We start from the raw sequence: 15,503 nt of genomic DNA, 5'->3' as shown, positions 1-15,503 counted from the left end.
GGAAGGCGCGATGTGAAACCGGGTGATGTTAAGCTGGCCCGATGGAAAAGGCCCCCGCCGCGGCGGGGGCCTTTCCTTTTCCGTCCGGCGGGGCCTTACAGCCGGTTCTGGCCGTTCAACTGCATCATCGAATAGTCATATTGGAAATCGACCAACTGGGTATAGGTGTAGTGGTCGCTGCGGAACTCGGTGATCGAATCCCACAGTTTCTTGAACCATTCGTGCTTCTCGGCCATCTCGGCGTAGACCGCATTGGATTCGTCGAACAGCGCCGACATGATCTCGGGCGAGAAGGTGCGGATCTGCGCGCCTTCCTGCACCAGCCGCATCAGCGCGCGCGGATTGTTCCAGTCGTAGGAACCGATCATGAAGTTGTCCGCCGCGCGGGCAGCGGCGCGGACGATGGCCTTGTAGCTGTCGGGCAGGGCCTCGAACTTGTCCTTGCCGAAGAACAGGTGAACGGTCGGGCCGCCTTCCCAGAAACCGGGCGAGTAGTAATAGGGCGCGACCTTCACGAAGCCCAGCTTTTCGTCGTCATAGGGGCCGGTGAACTCGACCGCGTCCAGCGTGCCTTTTTCCAGCGCCGGATAGATGTCGCCGCCCGCAAGCTGCTGGGGCACGACGCCAAGGCGTTCCAGCACGTAGCCGGCAAAGCCGCCGACGCGGAACTTCAGCCCGCGCAGGTCCGCGACCGTGTTGATCTCATTGCGGAACCAGCCGCCCATCTGCACGCCGGTATTGCCCGCGGGCAGGGCGTAAAGGCCGTATTGGTCCAGGAATTCGTTGTAAAGCTCGATCCCGCCGCCGAAATAGTTCCAGGCGTTCATGCCGCGATAGTTCAGCGAGAAGGGAATGGCCGAGCCGACCGCCCATGCCGGGTCCTTGCCCCAATAGTAATAGCCGACCGTGTGGGCCATCTCGACCGTGCCGTCGCTGACGGCATCGGCGGCCTGCAAACCGCCCACGATCTCGCCCGCGGAAAAGGACTGGATGCGGAACTTGCCGTCAGTGGCTTCTTCCACCAGCTTGCAGAAATATTCGCCCGTGCCATAAAGCGTATCGGTCGATTTCGGGAAGGACGAGGTCATCCGCCAGTTGATGGTGGGGCTTTCCTGCGCGATCGCGGGCGCGGCCAGCGTGGCGCCCGCGGCGGCAGCGGCGCCGCCGACCGAGGCGCGCGACAGGAAGGCGCGGCGGCCGAGGGTGGTCTTGGTGGTCATCTTTCCTCCGACGTGAAGGCCCGACGGTTGTTCCGGGGGCGAAGAATTGCCGCGCATGTTGCATCCCGGTGCCGTATCTGTCGAGATCAAAGCGGCAAATTCGGGGCAAGAGCGTGGCGTAAAAGACAATTCCCGCCCCGCCGCTTGACTTTTGCTGCGCGCGCGGCTTGCCAGCGGGGCCGGACTCTGCATTTAGTGGCTTGACGGCAGTTCCGCCCAACCCATCGCGGGGCGACTGCCGCAACTGCGGTCGCGGAACGTCGGGGGACAAGATATGCGCTGCCCATTTTGTGGGAACAACGACACCCAGGTCAAGGATTCGCGCCCGGCCGAGGATAACGTCGCCATTCGCAGGCGCCGTTTCTGCCCGGCCTGCGGCGGTCGCTTCACCACCTATGAACGTGTGCAACTGCGCGATCTGGTCGTGGTCAAGTCCAGCGGACGGCGCGAGAATTTCGACCGCTCGAAACTGGAACGCTCGATCCGCATCGCCATGCAGAAGCGCCCGGTCGAGCCAGAGCGGATCGACCAGATGATTTCCGGCATCGTTCGGCGGCTGGAAAGCCTGGGGGAATCCGACATCCCCTCGAAGGTCGTCGGCGAGATCGTGATGGAGACGCTTTCGCGCATCGACACCGTCGCCTATGTCCGTTTCGCCAGCGTCTACAAGAACTTCCAGGCGGCGGACGATTTCGACAAGTTCGTATCCGAACTGCGCCCCGGCATCGTCGAGGAATGAGCGCAGAGGGCGACAGCCGCCACATGGCCCATGCGCTGGTGCTGGCGCGGCGGGGGCTGGGCAATGTCTGGCCGAACCCGGCGGTCGGCTGCGTCCTGGTCCGCGACGGCATCGTGGTCGGGCGCGGCTGGACCCAGCCCGGCGGGCGTCCCCATGCCGAGGTCATGGCCCTGACGCAGGCGGCCACGCGCGCGCGCGGCGCGACCGCCTATGTCACGCTGGAACCCTGCGCCCATCACGGCAAGACCCCCCCCTGCGCCGAGGCGCTGGTGGCTGCCGGTGTCTCGCGCGTCGTGGGGGCGCTGACCGATCCCGATCCGCGCGTGGCGGGGCGCGGATATGCGATCCTGGAAAGGGGGGGCCTCGGTGTCACCCGCGACGTGCTGCGCGCGCAGGCGGAACACCTGCAACGCGGTTTCCTGCTGCGGGTGACGCAGGGGCGCCCGATGGTGACGCTGAAGCTGGCGACCAGTTTCGACGGGCGGATCGCGCTGGAATCCGGTGAAAGCCGCTGGATTACCGGCCCGCTTGCGCGCCGCCATGTCCATGCGCTGCGGCTGCGCCATGACGCGGTGATGGTCGGCGGCGGCACCGCGCGCGCCGACCGGCCCGCGCTGAACGTGCGCGGCTTCGGCCCCGTCCGCCAGCCCGTGCGGGTCGTGGCCGCCGAAGGACCGATCCCCGATCTGCCACCCGAGGGGCCGGACCACGGCTCGCTCTGGCAGGTCGGGGGCGGGCCTGCCGAAATGCTGGCGGAACTGGGCGCGCGGGGGCTGACGCGCGTCTTTTGCGAAGGGGGCGGGCAGTTGGCGGCCTCGCTTCTGCGCGCGGGGCTGGTGGATGAACTGGTCGGCTATACCGCCGGGCTGGCGATCGGTGCCACCGGGCGGCCCGCCATCGGTCCGCTGGACCTGCCCGCCCTGGCCGATGCGCCCCGTTTTGCGCTGGTTGAAAGCCGTGTGCTGGGACCGGACCTCTTCCATCGCTGGGTGCGGGGCTGAAGGGGCGCGGCCTACCGCCGCCACATCCACGAATGGCCCGCCATCGCGCCTTGCGCCTTGGCAAGGATGCGCAGGCCGCGGGGTGCGGGCGTCGGGTCGGCCAGCCGGTCCAGCGCGACTTCGACCGGGCAGGGCAGGCCGGTCTGAGGGTCGAAATAGCGCGGATAGGCGATCAGCGCGGCATGGACCAGCCCGGCCAGACCGGGCCTTGCCTGCCGCCGCGCGGGCACCGGGCCAAGATCGCGCGTCAGCCCCCAACCCGCATAGAAGGGCGCGCCCAGCGTGGTGACGGGCAGCCCGCGCAGCAGTGCCTCGAATCCCAGCGTCGAGGTGATCGTCCAGACCGCATCCACAACCCCCATCAGCGCGGCGGCCGAGGCGCGGTTGGCCACCACATCCGCCAGCCCGTCCAGGCTGCCCGCCGGGATGGCGCCGGGGCGCAGCCCGGCCTCGACATCGGGGTGGGGCTTGTAGATCACGATGGCATCGGGGTTTTCGCGCCGCACCCGGCGCAGCAGGTCCAGGTTGCCGCGTTCAACCCCCGCGCCGAGGCGGATAGAGGCGTCGTCCTCGACCTGGCCCGGCACCAGGATGCGGTGGCCGGTGGCCGGGGGCAGGGGCGGCAACCCGCCTTGCAGGTTGTATTTCGTGAAATCGCCCTCGACCAGCCGCGCGATCAGCGCCTTTGCCCGTGCCGCGCCCCCCGGCGGCAGGGGGGTGGCGAGCAGGCGTTCCAGCCGGCTTTCGCGGCGGGGGTCGTAGTAGATGCCCAGATCGTCGGCCACCAGCGACAGCGGCGGCACCAGTTCCGCGCCCAACCCGCGAGAGCGCAGGAAGCCGTCCTCGACCCGCAGCGCCTGCGGGACCGGGGCCTCGTGGCTTGCCCATGCCAGCGTCACGCGCGGGCCGGGCCTGGCGGCAAACCGCACGCCCTTGCCATTGCCGAAGATGCGCGCGATCGCCGGGCGCTTCCACAGGCGGATGCCGTGGGCCAGATGGCCCGCGTGATCCTGGCGCCAGGCGGCGGCCTCGGCCTCGATCTGGCGCAGGGCGGTTTCGAAATCGCACAGCCGGTCACGGCAGGGATCATACCAATGCGGGGCCAGAAGATGGCTGGCGGCGAAAAGCGTCTCGATCCCGCAAGGGGTGCGGCGGGGGATGGCGGTTTCGTCGTCGGAAAGCCCCCATCCGGCATAGAAGGGCTGGCCGAAGATGCGGGGGCGATGGCCTGCCAGCATCGCCTCATACCCCAGTTGCGAGGACCAGGCGTAGACCCGTGCCGCGCCCTCCAGCAGCCGCCAGGGCGACAGGGGGGCGTCGCAGAAACCGTCGCCGGGGCGCAGGTCGCCGGGGTGCAGATGGCCCGGACGCAGCCCGGCGGCGGTTTCGGGGTGGCTGCGGATCAGGACGGGCAGGCCCGGGTTTTCGTCGCGCGCCGCCTGCAACATGCGCAGGAAATCCGCGCGCCCGGCACCTTGCAACGAGGCATCGCCGCGCGTCTGGTCGATCACCGTGACATGGCCCGGCGTCGGCGCGGCGGTGCCGGGCAGATGCGCGTTGTATTTCGACAGATCCGCCGCGATCAGCCGGTCGATGGCGGCGCGGGCCTGCGCCGCCATCCCGCGCGCCTTGCCGCCCATCGCGAAGGCTTCGATCAGCGAGGGCGCATCAGGGTCGAAATGCAGCCCCAGCGGGTCGATCAGCAGGCCGATGGGACCGCGCCGGGCGACATGGCCCCGCGCCCGGCCCGGCAGGACGGATCGCAGGAAGGCGTCCTCGACCCGGATGACATCGGTGCCGCAGCGGCGCGCCACGGCCTCGCCCCGCCAGGCGGTGGGGCTTGCCCCCCAGATGGCGACGGCATCGCCCGGACCGGGCAGGCCGATGCGGGGGGCATATCCGGCCAGCTCCATGATCCGGCGCAGGCGAGGCGCGCGCAGAAAGCCGCCGTTGAACACGAAAACCCGCCGGGGGCCGGCCCCGGCGGTGCTGTCGTCATGGGGTCCCATCCGCCTAGCGGAAGGTCTCGGTGGTATCCGAAAGCTCGGACGCGGTGCCGGTGACCGAGCGGATGGATTTCTGCCACTGAACGAAGGGCGCCTCGGTGACATAGACGGTGTCGCCGTCGCGGATCATGAAGTCGCGCGCCAGGAACAGCCCGTCGGGCCGCGTCAGGTCCAGGATATAGGCCATGCGCTGCGTCCCCTGAACCGTGTTCGATCCCAGGACGGCGCGGGCGACGGCCTGCGGTTCGTCGCGCAGCACGAAGACGCCCTTGGGGTCGGCCAGCGCGGTGGACAGGCCGCCGACCAGCGCGATGGCCTCGACCGCGTTGATCTGTTCATTGCCAAGCGGCACCTTGGTCTGGCCGCCAAGCGCGCCGAGGGCGGTGAAGCTGCGCTGGTCTTCCTCGACCAGCACGACGTCGCCGGGGCGCAGCGCGATGTCGTTCGAGGGGCTGGAATACAGATCCTTGAGCCAGACCCGCCCGGTAGAATTGCCGCGCTTGACGGTGACCACGGCGACCTCAGGCTCGATCCCGACACCGCCCGCGCGGGCCAGCATCGCGGAAAGCGAGCGGGTCGGACGCTCGATCGGATAGACGCCCTGCGCGTTGACGCGGCCCATGACCGAAACCGTCGCACCATCGCCCGCCATGCGGGTCACCATGACCTGCGGGTCGGGGGTTTGCGTTTCAAGCTGCTGGGTGATGATGCCGCGCAACTCGTCGGGCGTATTGCCCGCGGCGCGGACGCGCCCGGCATAGGGCACGAAGATATAGCCGTTGCTGTCCACCTGCAACTGTTCCAGCGCGGTCGAACTGCTGCCCATCGAGGCCAGAAGCCCGTCGTCCACGTTTTCCCAGATCGACAGGCCAAGCACGTCGCCGGGCCGGATCGTATCGGCCCCGACCGCTGCGGCGCTGCGGAATTCGTTGCTGAACCCGTAGGCGGGCGCGTAATTCGCGGTGCGGTTGACGTGATCGTTCACCATGACGACATGGGTGGTGCCGCCGCGTTCGACGCTGCTGGCCAGGATTTCCTTCTTGCTGGGTCCCGAGCGGGGCAGGCCGCAGGCCGTGACCAGCAGGACCGCGCCCATCACGGCGAACCGGAACAGGCGGCGGGACCCGCCCCGTCGCAGATCGGCCGCAACGGGCCTTGCCGAAAAACTCATGTCAGCCAAAGTACACTCCTGTCCCTTTTTACGAATCCGTCGTCCGTAATGCCTTTTGCGGGCAAAATAACCCAGGGGTTCCGCCTTTTCCACCGTTTTGCACGACCGCGCGCGGGTTTGCGCGGTCCTCAGCCTTCGTCGTCGTCCATTTGCCGCCGATACTGGTTGCGGCCCGCCGCCACGGCGTCATAGGGGTCTTCCGGCGCCAGCATCATGTCCACCACCAGCCGCAGCGAATGGGCGCGCGACCGCGCCGCGTAGAACCCGCCGGGGATCTGGCTGCTTTCCAGCAGGAAATCGCGATAGAGGCTGTAGGCGCGGTGGTCGGGCCGTTCGGGGTGGCGGAAGAACTCGGCCAGCGGCTGGTGCGAGACCAGCCCCGGCTTGTCGTAGACCGCCCGCCCCAGCGCCCGGACCGGCAGCCCGCGCCAAAGCGCCTGTTGGGCCGAGGTCGAGTTGACGGTGACCGCCGCCCGCGCCTCGGCCAGGAGCCGGGCAAGCTTGCCGCCGCGGACGTAATGCACGCGCTTGGCGATGCCCAGCGCCTGGGCGCGGGCGGCGATGGCCGCGCGCACGCCGCCCCGCCCGTCTTCCAGTGGATGGGCCTTGAAGACCAGCCGGTGATGGCGCGGCGCCGCGTGGGCGAATTCGGTCAGCACCAGGTCGGTGAACTCGGCCATGCGGGTGAAATCGGAATGGGCGCGGAAACTGGCGTCGTGTTCCAGTTGCATCAGCACCAGCACATAGGGAAAGCCGCCGCGCCGGACGATCCGCGCCTCGACGATGCGGGCAAGCGCGTTGGCCGGTGTCAACAGGAAGCGGCGCAGGTTCAGCGCGAATTCGCGCGGCACGCCGACGTCGCGGTGGCTGCGGTAGCCGGGAAAGCGGCGGTTCGCGACCAGGACCAGGAAGTGATAGAGCGCGCCGTAGAACTTATGCTGGCGCATGTCGCCCCAGGTGGCGGGCGGGCGCCTGATCTCGGCCCGGCGCAGGCGGATGGTGGCGCGCATGTCGTCAAGCGAAAGCCGCATCAGCCGCGAATGCCCGTTCGAGCCGCCGCGTTCGTAGGTGATCCAGAAGGGACGCAGATAACCTTCCTCGAACACGTGCAGCACAAGACCCAGCCTTTCTGCGGCCTCGCGCGCGGCGGCGTGGACGGGGCGCACGTCGCCGTAAAGGACGATATCGGTCACGCCCTTTTGCGCGATGATGCGGTCCAGGTGGGCGGGCCATTCCTCGGGCGGTGCGGTGTGGGCGATGAAGCGGTCGCGGTCGCGCCAGAAGAAGGCATCCCCCGCGTTGAACCCCACGCGCCAGACCTGCGCCCCCGCCGCGCGCAGCAGCTTGCCCAGCCGGTTGAAGAAGGGACCATGCGGGCCTTGCAGCAACAGAAAGACCCGGCTTTCGGCGGGCAGGCCCTGCGGATCGTGCGGTATCTGGGATGTCGGCATCAATGACTGTGAAAAAACGGGAAAATCGTGAACAACAGGGAAAGGCGCACAGGCTCTTTGCCGCTTTTGACCTATTTGCCCAACGAACGCCATCGGAAAATCCAGAGCATTCTATCAAGTTTGCCCGCCCCGCCCGCCTGCCGTCGCTTGAAGATCGCGCGGCGAGGAATTAGTCAGATGTGAACTGACGGAAGGGCCGGGCATGTTTACGGGGATCATAACGGATATCGGAACCGTCGAGGCGGTCGAGATGCGGGGCGACATGCGCGCCCGGATCTCGTGCGGCTACGACATGGGGGGGGTCGACCTGGGCGCCTCGATCGCCTGCGACGGGGTTTGCCTGACCGTCGTGCGGAAGGGCGGCGACTGGTTCGACGTCGATATCTCGGCCGAGACGCTGTCGCGGACCAATATCGGCGCGAATGGCTGGGCCGTCGGCAAGCGCGTGAACCTGGAGCGCGCGCTGCGGGTGGGCGACGAACTGGGCGGGCATATCGTCTCGGGTCACGTGGACGGTGTCGCGGTGATCGAAACCGTGGCCGACGAAGGCGACAGCACCCGCATCACCTTCCGCGCCCCGCGCGAACTGGCGCGTTTCATTGCGCCCAAGGGGTCGGTCGCGCTGAACGGCACCTCGCTGACCGTCAACGAGGTCGAGGGCGAACGTTTCGGCGTCAACGTCATTCCCCACACCCAGGGCGTGACCACCTGGGGCGCGGCGAAGCCCGGCGACGGGGTCAACCTGGAAATCGACACGCTGGCGCGCTATGTCGCGCGCCTGGCCGAGGCCGGGCAATGACCGGCGCCACATCACGCCGCCACGGCAGCGCCCGGCGGAACCATCTTGCAGGAGCGGCAGATGCAATATGAACGACCCGGACCCGTCGAACGCGACTGGTCGGACGCGATCTCGAAAATCGAAGAGATCATCGAGGATGCGCGCAACGGCCGCATGTTCATCCTTGTCGATCACGAGGATCGCGAGAACGAGGGCGATCTGGTCATTCCCGCCCAGATGGCGACGCCCGACGCGATCAACTTCATGGCGACCCACGGGCGCGGGCTGATCTGCCTGGCCCTGCCGGGCGAACGGATCGAGGCGCTTGGCCTGACGCTGATGACGCCCAAGAACTCGAGCCGGCACGAAACCGCCTTCACCGTCTCGATCGAGGCGCGGGAAGGCGTCACGACCGGCATTTCCGCCCATGACCGCGCCCGCACCGTGGCCGTGGCCATCGACCCCGGCAAGGGGGCTGCGGATATCGCCACGCCGGGCCACGTCTTTCCGCTGCGCGCGCGCCAGGGCGGGGTTCTGGTCCGCGCCGGACATACCGAGGCCGCCGTCGATGTCGCGCGGCTGGCCGGGCTGAACGCCTCGGGCGTGATCTGCGAGATCATGAACGAGGACGGCACGATGGCGCGCCTGCCCGACCTGATCGCCTTCGCGCAGAAGCACGGGCTGAAGATCGGCACCATCAGCGACCTGATCGCCTATCGCCGCCGCCATGACAATCTGATCGCCGAACGCGCGCAGATGCCCGTCCACTCGCGCCACGGCGGCGACTGGATGATGCGCATTTATGCCGATGTCACGCATGGCGCGGAACATATCGTGCTGTCCAAGGGCGACCTGACCACGGGCGAGCCTGTGCTGGTCAGGATGCACGCGCTGGATCCGCTGCACGACGTGCTGGGCATCGGGCATGAAAGCTCGGGCGATATCGCGACGGCGATGGACCTGATCGCCCAAGAGGGGCGCGGCGTCGTCGTGCTGATCCGCGACCTGTCGCCCAATGTGACGGTGCCGGGCGACGACGTCTCCCCCCATACGCTGCGGGTCTATGGGCTGGGGGCGCAGATCCTGTCCTCGCTGGGGCTGTCCGAGCTTGTCCTTTTGACCAATTCCGCGCCGCTGAAGGTCGTCGGGCTTGACGCTTACGGGCTTTCGATCCATTCCACCCGTCCCATACCGAAGGACTGACAGATGGCCGCCAGCGTCGAACATCACGAATTGCCGCTTCCCGTGATCGCGGGGGGTGCGCGGCTGCTGATCGTCGTCTCGCCCTATTACAAGGCGATCGCGGCGGATCTGGTGGCGGGCGCGCGTGCCGTCGGCGATGCCGCGGGGGTCGAGGTCGAGCAGATCGAGGTCCCCGGCGCGCTGGAAATCCCCCCCGCCATCGCGCTGGCCGCGCGGTCGGGGCGCTATGACGCCTATGTCGCGCTGGGCTGCATCATCCGGGGCGAGACGACGCATTACGATACCGTCTGCAACGACAGTTCGCGCGGGCTGATGCTGCTGGGGCTGCAAGGGCTGCCCGTCGGCAACGGCATCCTGACGGTCGAAAATCCCCAGCAGGCGCAGGTCCGCGCCGATCCCGCCGGGCAGAACAAGGGCGGCGGGGCCGCCGCTGCCGCGCTGCACCTGCTTGCGCTGCGCCGCCGCTTTGCACCGGACCCTTCGTCCGGCGGCGGTATCCCGCAGGAAACCGACCCGATTCGGCTGGCCGGCGCGCTGGAGGGGCTGAACCGCGCATGACCACCTCGTCCCAGCCTTCGGGCGGCAAGCCCGACCGCCGCCAACTCAGCGCCGCCGCGCGGCTTTACGCCGTTCAGGCGCTGTTTCAGATGGAGGCCGCCGGTCAATCCTCGGATCGCGTCCGGCGCGAGTTCGAGGACTGGCGCATCGGCGCCGAATACGAAGGCGAGACTTCGCCCGAGGCCGATCAGCGCCTGTTCGCCCGGATCGTCGAGGATGCCGTCACCTGGCAGTCGCGCATCGACCAGATGACCGACCGCGCGCTGGTCGCGAAATGGCCCATCGGCCGCATCGACCCGGTGCTGCGCGCGCTGTTCCGCGCCGCCGGGGCGGAACTGGTCGTGCCCGGCACCCCGCCGCGCGTGGTCATCACGGAATATGTCCGCATTTCGCAGGCGTTTTTCGATCAGGGCCGCGAATCGAAATTCGTCAATGCGGTGCTGGACCATATGGCGCGCGAGGCGCAGCCCGACAAGTTCTGACCGGCCTGCGCAAAAGGGGTGCTTTTCCGGCGGAATGGGCCTATGATGAGACCATCGCAGGAGCGGAAGATGCCTCGACTCATTCGCCTTTACATCACCAGCATCGGCGTGGGCTTCGTGCTGGCCTGCATTTTCACCGTCCTTCTGGTCTTTCTGGATGTCGCCCACCTGGGCCATCTCGTGCGTTCGACCAAGGGCGGGATCATCGCGGTGGTGATGCTGGTCTGGTTCCATACCATCCTGTTTTCCGGTGTCCAGTTCGGCTATCGCGTCATGCGGCTGGGCCGGGATTCGGATGGCAAGGGCGGGCGGCGGCAGCTTGCGCGGCACCTGATTCCCTCGCTCCGGCCTGCTTCCGCGCCTCTGCCACGCCAGCATTAGGCGCTTGCCCGTCACTCTTTGGAAAAGTTTTGCACAGGAACCGTGTCGCCTGCGCAACAGCATTGTCGCCCCGCGCCCCCCGGGTCTTTGCCTATTTTTTGGGCAAATTTTACGCTTTGGAACAGCATTGCGACAGTTTAATATTCCGTGATCGGTCTGGATGCCCCTAACCCCCTGTCGTCAATTTCCTATTCGGCAGGGCGGAAAGTTCCCCTTTAAGGCGATCACATTTTGTCATCAGCAGGAATTTGCCGAATTCCTCGCCCGCGCCGCCGTGCCGCGACAAGCCCGCTGCGGCAATGTTTCAGGGTGGTCTTTCTCGTCCCGGCTGCAACGCCTAGCTTGGCTTCATCGAAACGGCCCCGAGTGGAAAAGGGCCGAAACCTTCAAGTTCTGAGGTTGAATCATGAAGCAACTCGCTTATCTGGCAGGCGCCACCGCTCTTGCAGCGTCCTTCGCAGCCCCTGCCTTCGCACAGTCGGAATTCGCAACCGGCGCCAATGTCATCGGTGCAACCGAAGTCAGCGAAGAAATGCGCACGGTCGAGCGTGAAGTCCGCGACGACTTCGCACGTTCGGAAGACGCCTATCGTTTCGGTCCGGGCAACAATAACGACGGCGTTTTCGGTTCGGTCGCGCTGAGCTATATCGGCCGCACCGGCAACCAAGAAAACCAGGACTTCAACCTGTCGGGCCGCCTGAGCCATACGCAGGGCCAGTTCACTCAGTCGGTTGGCCTGTTGCTGGAATATGGTGAAAACAACGCCGGCAACACCGATACCGAAAAGACCTCGGTCATCTATGATGCGTCCTATTACTTCAACGACCAGTTCTATGGCTTCATCGTAGGCCGTGCGGCGACTGACGCGCTGGCCGACGACGTGGACGGTCTGCAAACCGGCGAAACCGTCTATGATCTTGACGGTCGTCTGAAGCGTGACGCCTTCCTCGGTGCAGGTCCGGGTTACCGCATCATCAACAACGATACCACCGCATGGCGTGTTCAGGCTGGTGTCGGTGTGCGCTATACCAAGACCACCCGTGTCGATGATACGGGGCCGGAGCCGGTTCTGGGTCTCGAGTCGGATACCGATGTCGGCTATATCGCGTCGTCGCGGTTCTACCACCGCTTCAACGACATGATCTTCCTGACCAACGACACCGACTATCTGACCTCGGATGCCAACGACATCGCGACGAACGAACTGGGCGTGAACTTCCAGATGACCGATTCGTTCGCGACCCGCGTGTCCTACAAGACCGAATACGTCTCGGACCGCGCGACCCGCACCGACAATACCCTGGGCGTTTCGCTGGTCTACGGCTTCTAAGGCCGGGCATTTCCCCTCTCTCTCGAAAGGGCGGCCTTCGGGTCGCCCTTTTTCCGTGGGGTTTTCCGGTGGGAAAGGGGTGGCGGGAACCGCAGCAACCGTGTCGGCGCAAGTTTCCCCGAAAGCCTGGATTTCCAGGTGGGCGCCGGGTAACGAAACCAGGGCCTCGACAGAGCCAGCCCCCTCGGTGAACTTATAGGCCAGTGGAAAAAATGGCCGCGCACGGGTCGAGCAGAAGCCCGCCACCGACCCAGATATGTCCTTGCCCCATGCCTTGCAAGGGGGGACGGGCCTTGCGCCGTGTTGCCTTTTTGTTCATATTCCGCGCATGGAACCGGATTCTATCGAAACCCTGCCCGCGCAGCCCGGAATGCGGCTCGCGCGCGGGGCTGCGCGGATGCTGGCCTCGATGGGTCATGCGCCGCTGGCCGAGTTCGTGCCCTCGGCGGGGTTGCGGGTCGATCTGGTCTCGGTCTCGCCCAGGGGCGAGATCTGGGTGATCGAATGCAAGAGCTGCCGCGCCGATTTTCTGGGCGACCGCAAATGGCAGGGCTATCTGGAGTGGTGCGACCGTTTCTTCTGGGCGGTCGATGCCGCTTTCCCCGAAGATATCCTGCCCCTCGGCCACGGGTTGATTCGCGCCGACGCCTGGGCGGCCGAGGTGATGCGGATGGCGCCGGAAACCCGGCTGCCAGCGGCCCGCCGGGCGCGCGTCCTGCGCGATATCGCGCGCGCCGCCGCCCTGCGCCTGCAAGGGTTGCGCGATCCGATGGGCGTCAGCGGCGCGGTTTTCTAGAGGGTTTTCCGGCTGATCCGCGCGCGGCCTCGGCTGCGGCCATCAGCTCCTCGGCGATCTCGATGGCTTCGTCCGGTTCGAAATCCAGCGGCAGGTCGATGCCGTTGCCCTCGACATAGATGCGCACCATGCCCCGGTCGGTCGGCCCGATCTGAAGGTTCGCGGCGATGTCGCTTTGGCTGTTGATGCTCATGACCAAACCCTTTTTCCTTGTGCAGGATTGATTACATCGGCGGGGGAAATACGGCAAGTCGGGCTTGCGTCCCTGCAAGCGGGGCGATAAATACGCGCCAGTGCCGCCTTAGCTCAGTTGGTTAGAGCGCTAGATTGTGGATCTAGAGGTCCCCCGTTCGAGCCGGGGAGGCGGTACCATCCAGAAAATCCCTGAAAATTCAGCGCATGTTAACCTCTGTCCGGTAATTGATTTGCCGAAGGCCGCGGTCGGCGCATAGACCGTGGTCAGGCAACAGGGGAATGGTCGGGCTTGTCTTGGGCGTTCGATATCATGGCGGCTTTCGCGATATGCCTCGTATCGCTGGGACTGTGGCGGCTAACCGTCACGGTCAGCGATGGCGCGGTGCTGGCGCTGCTGCCTTTGGCGGTGGTCGTTTTCCTGGGCGTTTTCAGGCCGTTGCTTGCAGCCCGGCAAGCCAGCCTGCGCGTCGTTCTGCGCCCCGGCGGCAGGCTGGCGGGGATCGTCACGGGGCGATTCGGGGCCTTGGGCGGGGCTTTGCTTTTCACGTTGGTTGCGGTTCCGGTGCTGGCCTTTACCGCGATCCGCGCCGATCGGACCGAAGGGCTGGCGCTTGTGCTGCTGTTCGTGACCTCTTGCGCGCTGTCGGTGGGGATCAGGGCATGGCTGGGACGTTCGATCACCGATTCCCACAGCCGTCTCTGGGGTCATCGGATCGCCGCCGTCGTCGCGGGGACCCTGTTTTCGGCTGTGCTGTTCTGGCTGCATTGGGCCGTCATTTCCCGACCGGGCGCTGTTGCCGGGCAGGGGTTTGCCGAATCGTTGCAGGCCGCGATCCTGGAATTGCCGCCGCGTTCGGCTTGGCTGCGGGTCGTGCTGGAACCTTTCGCGGTGATCGAGGCGGCCAAGCTGTGGCTGGCGACCGCGATGCACGGCACGTTCCGGGCGGGGATGGTCTATTCCCTGGACGCCGCGCTTGTCGGTTTCGTCGTCGCACGCTGCGCTGTGGCGGCGCTGGATTTCACCGAATCGATTCGTGCAGCGGTGAGTTGGAGGGCGGCGAATGACCGTCGCTGAACAAGCCCCTGCGCCGCGCCGCAGGCTTGCGGCGGCGTGGCTGTTTCGGGGCGTCGCCCTTCTGCTGGCGGCGCTGGCTGTGGTGCTGGCGGTCGTCGGAAAACCGGGGGGGCCGCCGGTCCATGCGCCGCAGGTGCAAACTGCCGAATTGCCGCCGACAGTGCTTGGCCGGATGATCCGCGACGCCGCCGCCGCTGCGGCTGATGAACAGGAAGAACGCATCGACGCCTTGCTGGATGCGGCCTTCGCGCTTGCCTACCAGGCTGTCCCGGCCTATGCCGGGTTTCATTACAGCGTGCTTGGACAATATGCCGAACTGGCCGATGCAGCCCTTGGCCAGATGACCGAACGGTTGGAGGAACGGCTTTTCGCCGGTCTGAGCGCGCGCCTGAACCAGGCCGCCCAGGAACTGGACCGGGACTATGCCAGCGATTTTGCGCGACGGCTGGATGATGCCATTGCCCAGGAATTGCCGGGTGCGGGCGGGGGTGTGGAACTGGGTGAGGCCAGCGCCGCGATCCGGCGGGATGCGCTGCAAAGGATGAGCGTGAGCGTTCCCGTCGCCAGCACCCTTGCGTTGACGGGGACCGCGGGCGTCAGGGCAGCGGCGGCGGCGCTGTCGCGGCGGATCGCGGGCAATATCGCCGCGAAGGCGGCGGCCAGGGGGGCGGCGAGGAACATGGGCAGTGGCTCGGCTGCCGCCTCGGGGGCGCTTGTTTGCAGCCCCGGCGGCCCGATTGCCTCGGGCGCCTGCGCGCTTGGCGCTGCCGCCGCGATCTGGCTTGCCACCGATGCGGTGGCCGTTCGGATCGACGAGTATTTCAACCGCGAGGATTTCGAGGCCGACCTGCGCCGGATGATTGACGAAACCCGAGAGCAGACCCGGATGGAACTGCTGGCCGCCCTGGCGCGCAAGCAAGGAGCGGCGGGGGATTTCACCTTCCGCGGGTCCCGCGGCGGTGGATAAGCCGGACCGGGACCGATGCCAGCCCCACGTCGGACAGGCGCCAAAAAGGATTTCCAGCCTGCACCGTGGCGGAAATCATTCCTGATCCGGCGCAATTCCGCCAGAAATTTGCAGATTGCGGACTGCTCCCCGAGCAATCTTTCAGTGCAG

General features: G+C 66.8%; 16 protein-coding genes and 1 tRNA gene. 12 read left to right on the top strand and 5 right to left on the bottom strand.

Features of this window, described 5'->3' with window-relative positions; translation table 11 throughout:
- Window positions 1–95 precede the first annotated feature (95 nt).
- Complete coding sequence (locus Q0O97_RS13605) at window positions 96–1,220, bottom strand: TRAP transporter substrate-binding protein (RefSeq protein WP_294930280.1); 1,125 nt, start codon at window positions 1,218–1,220, stop codon at window positions 96–98.
- A gap of 274 nt (window positions 1,221–1,494) precedes the next feature.
- On the opposite strand from Q0O97_RS13605, the gene nrdR reads away from it, so the two are divergent.
- Complete coding sequence (gene nrdR / locus Q0O97_RS13600) at window positions 1,495–1,959, top strand: transcriptional regulator NrdR (RefSeq protein ID WP_294930277.1); 465 nt, start codon at window positions 1,495–1,497, stop codon at window positions 1,957–1,959.
- 23 nt (window positions 1,960–1,982) lie between these two features.
- Entirely contained in the window at window positions 1,983–2,960 is a 978-nt protein-coding gene (ribD, locus tag Q0O97_RS13595; protein WP_294930289.1) for a bifunctional diaminohydroxyphosphoribosylaminopyrimidine deaminase/5-amino-6-(5-phosphoribosylamino)uracil reductase RibD, read from the top strand.
- Window positions 2,961–2,971: 11 nt separating this feature from the next.
- Here ribD and Q0O97_RS13590 read toward each other — a convergent pair whose 3' ends face one another.
- The 3 genes from Q0O97_RS13590 to Q0O97_RS13580 form a co-directional block, all read right to left on the bottom strand.
- The gene (locus Q0O97_RS13590; protein WP_294930274.1) at window positions 2,972–4,969 is read right to left on the bottom strand and encodes a capsular polysaccharide biosynthesis protein; all 1,998 of its coding nucleotides are present in this window, start codon (window positions 4,967–4,969) and stop codon (window positions 2,972–2,974) included.
- A 4-nt stretch (window positions 4,970–4,973) separates the two neighbouring features.
- Window positions 4,974–6,062, bottom strand: a complete 1,089-nt coding sequence (locus Q0O97_RS13585) for a polysaccharide biosynthesis/export family protein (RefSeq protein WP_294930286.1) — start codon at window positions 6,060–6,062, stop codon at window positions 4,974–4,976.
- 203 nt (window positions 6,063–6,265) lie between these two features.
- Entirely contained in the window at window positions 6,266–7,588 is a 1,323-nt protein-coding gene (locus Q0O97_RS13580) for a capsule biosynthesis protein CapA (RefSeq protein ID WP_294930272.1), read from the bottom strand.
- Between the two features lie 202 nt (window positions 7,589–7,790).
- On the opposite strand from Q0O97_RS13580, the gene Q0O97_RS13575 reads away from it, so the two are divergent.
- The 7 genes from Q0O97_RS13575 (at window position 7,791) to Q0O97_RS13545 (ending at window position 13,116) form a co-directional block, all read left to right on the top strand.
- Window positions 7,791–8,387 carry a riboflavin synthase gene (locus Q0O97_RS13575; protein ID WP_294930269.1) on the top strand — a complete coding sequence of 199 codons (597 nt, stop codon included), beginning with the start codon at window positions 7,791–7,793 and terminating at the stop codon, window positions 8,385–8,387.
- Between the two features lie 60 nt (window positions 8,388–8,447).
- The gene (gene ribB, locus Q0O97_RS13570; protein WP_294930266.1) at window positions 8,448–9,569 is read left to right on the top strand and encodes a 3,4-dihydroxy-2-butanone-4-phosphate synthase; all 1,122 of its coding nucleotides are present in this window, start codon (window positions 8,448–8,450) and stop codon (window positions 9,567–9,569) included.
- Between the two features lie 3 nt (window positions 9,570–9,572).
- Window positions 9,573–10,127, top strand: coding sequence for a 6,7-dimethyl-8-ribityllumazine synthase (locus Q0O97_RS13565; protein WP_294930263.1), 555 nt, complete (start codon window positions 9,573–9,575; stop codon window positions 10,125–10,127).
- Window positions 10,124–10,609, top strand: a complete 486-nt coding sequence (nusB, locus tag Q0O97_RS13560; RefSeq protein ID WP_294930259.1) for a transcription antitermination factor NusB — start codon at window positions 10,124–10,126, stop codon at window positions 10,607–10,609. Before Q0O97_RS13565 ends, nusB begins: the two co-directional genes overlap by 4 nt.
- Window positions 10,610–10,678: 69 nt before the next feature.
- On the top strand, window positions 10,679–10,990 hold the full coding sequence (locus Q0O97_RS13555; RefSeq protein WP_294930256.1) for a hypothetical protein: 312 nt from the start codon (window positions 10,679–10,681) through the stop codon (window positions 10,988–10,990).
- Between the two features lie 406 nt (window positions 10,991–11,396).
- On the top strand, window positions 11,397–12,320 hold the full coding sequence (locus tag Q0O97_RS13550; protein WP_294930253.1) for a DUF481 domain-containing protein: 924 nt from the start codon (window positions 11,397–11,399) through the stop codon (window positions 12,318–12,320).
- A gap of 328 nt (window positions 12,321–12,648) precedes the next feature.
- A complete protein-coding gene (locus Q0O97_RS13545) occupies window positions 12,649–13,116 on the top strand; it encodes an MmcB family DNA repair protein (RefSeq protein WP_294930250.1) in 468 nt (155 codons plus the stop codon).
- On the opposite strand, the gene Q0O97_RS13540 is transcribed toward Q0O97_RS13545, so the two are convergent.
- Window positions 13,097–13,309, bottom strand: coding sequence for a DUF6324 family protein (locus Q0O97_RS13540; protein ID WP_294930247.1), 213 nt, complete (start codon window positions 13,307–13,309; stop codon window positions 13,097–13,099). The genes Q0O97_RS13545 and Q0O97_RS13540 overlap by 20 nt on opposite strands.
- A gap of 102 nt (window positions 13,310–13,411) precedes the next feature.
- Here Q0O97_RS13540 and Q0O97_RS13535 point away from each other — a divergent pair.
- From Q0O97_RS13535 to Q0O97_RS13525, 3 genes are all read left to right on the top strand, one after another.
- Window positions 13,412–13,488 (top strand) — tRNA-His (locus tag Q0O97_RS13535).
- 112 nt (window positions 13,489–13,600) lie between these two features.
- On the top strand, window positions 13,601–14,386 hold the full coding sequence (locus Q0O97_RS13530; RefSeq protein WP_294930244.1) for a hypothetical protein: 786 nt from the start codon (window positions 13,601–13,603) through the stop codon (window positions 14,384–14,386).
- Window positions 14,373–15,353, top strand: a complete 981-nt coding sequence (locus tag Q0O97_RS13525) for a hypothetical protein (protein ID WP_294930241.1) — start codon at window positions 14,373–14,375, stop codon at window positions 15,351–15,353. The genes Q0O97_RS13530 and Q0O97_RS13525 overlap by 14 nt, the downstream gene beginning before the upstream one ends.
- Window positions 15,354–15,503 lie beyond the last annotated feature (150 nt).

It is taken from the genome of uncultured Paracoccus sp. (assembly GCF_945915435.1).
Taxonomy (GTDB): Bacteria; Pseudomonadota; Alphaproteobacteria; order Rhodobacterales; family Rhodobacteraceae; genus Paracoccus.
This window is presented reverse-complemented; position numbering and strand designations above follow the sequence as displayed.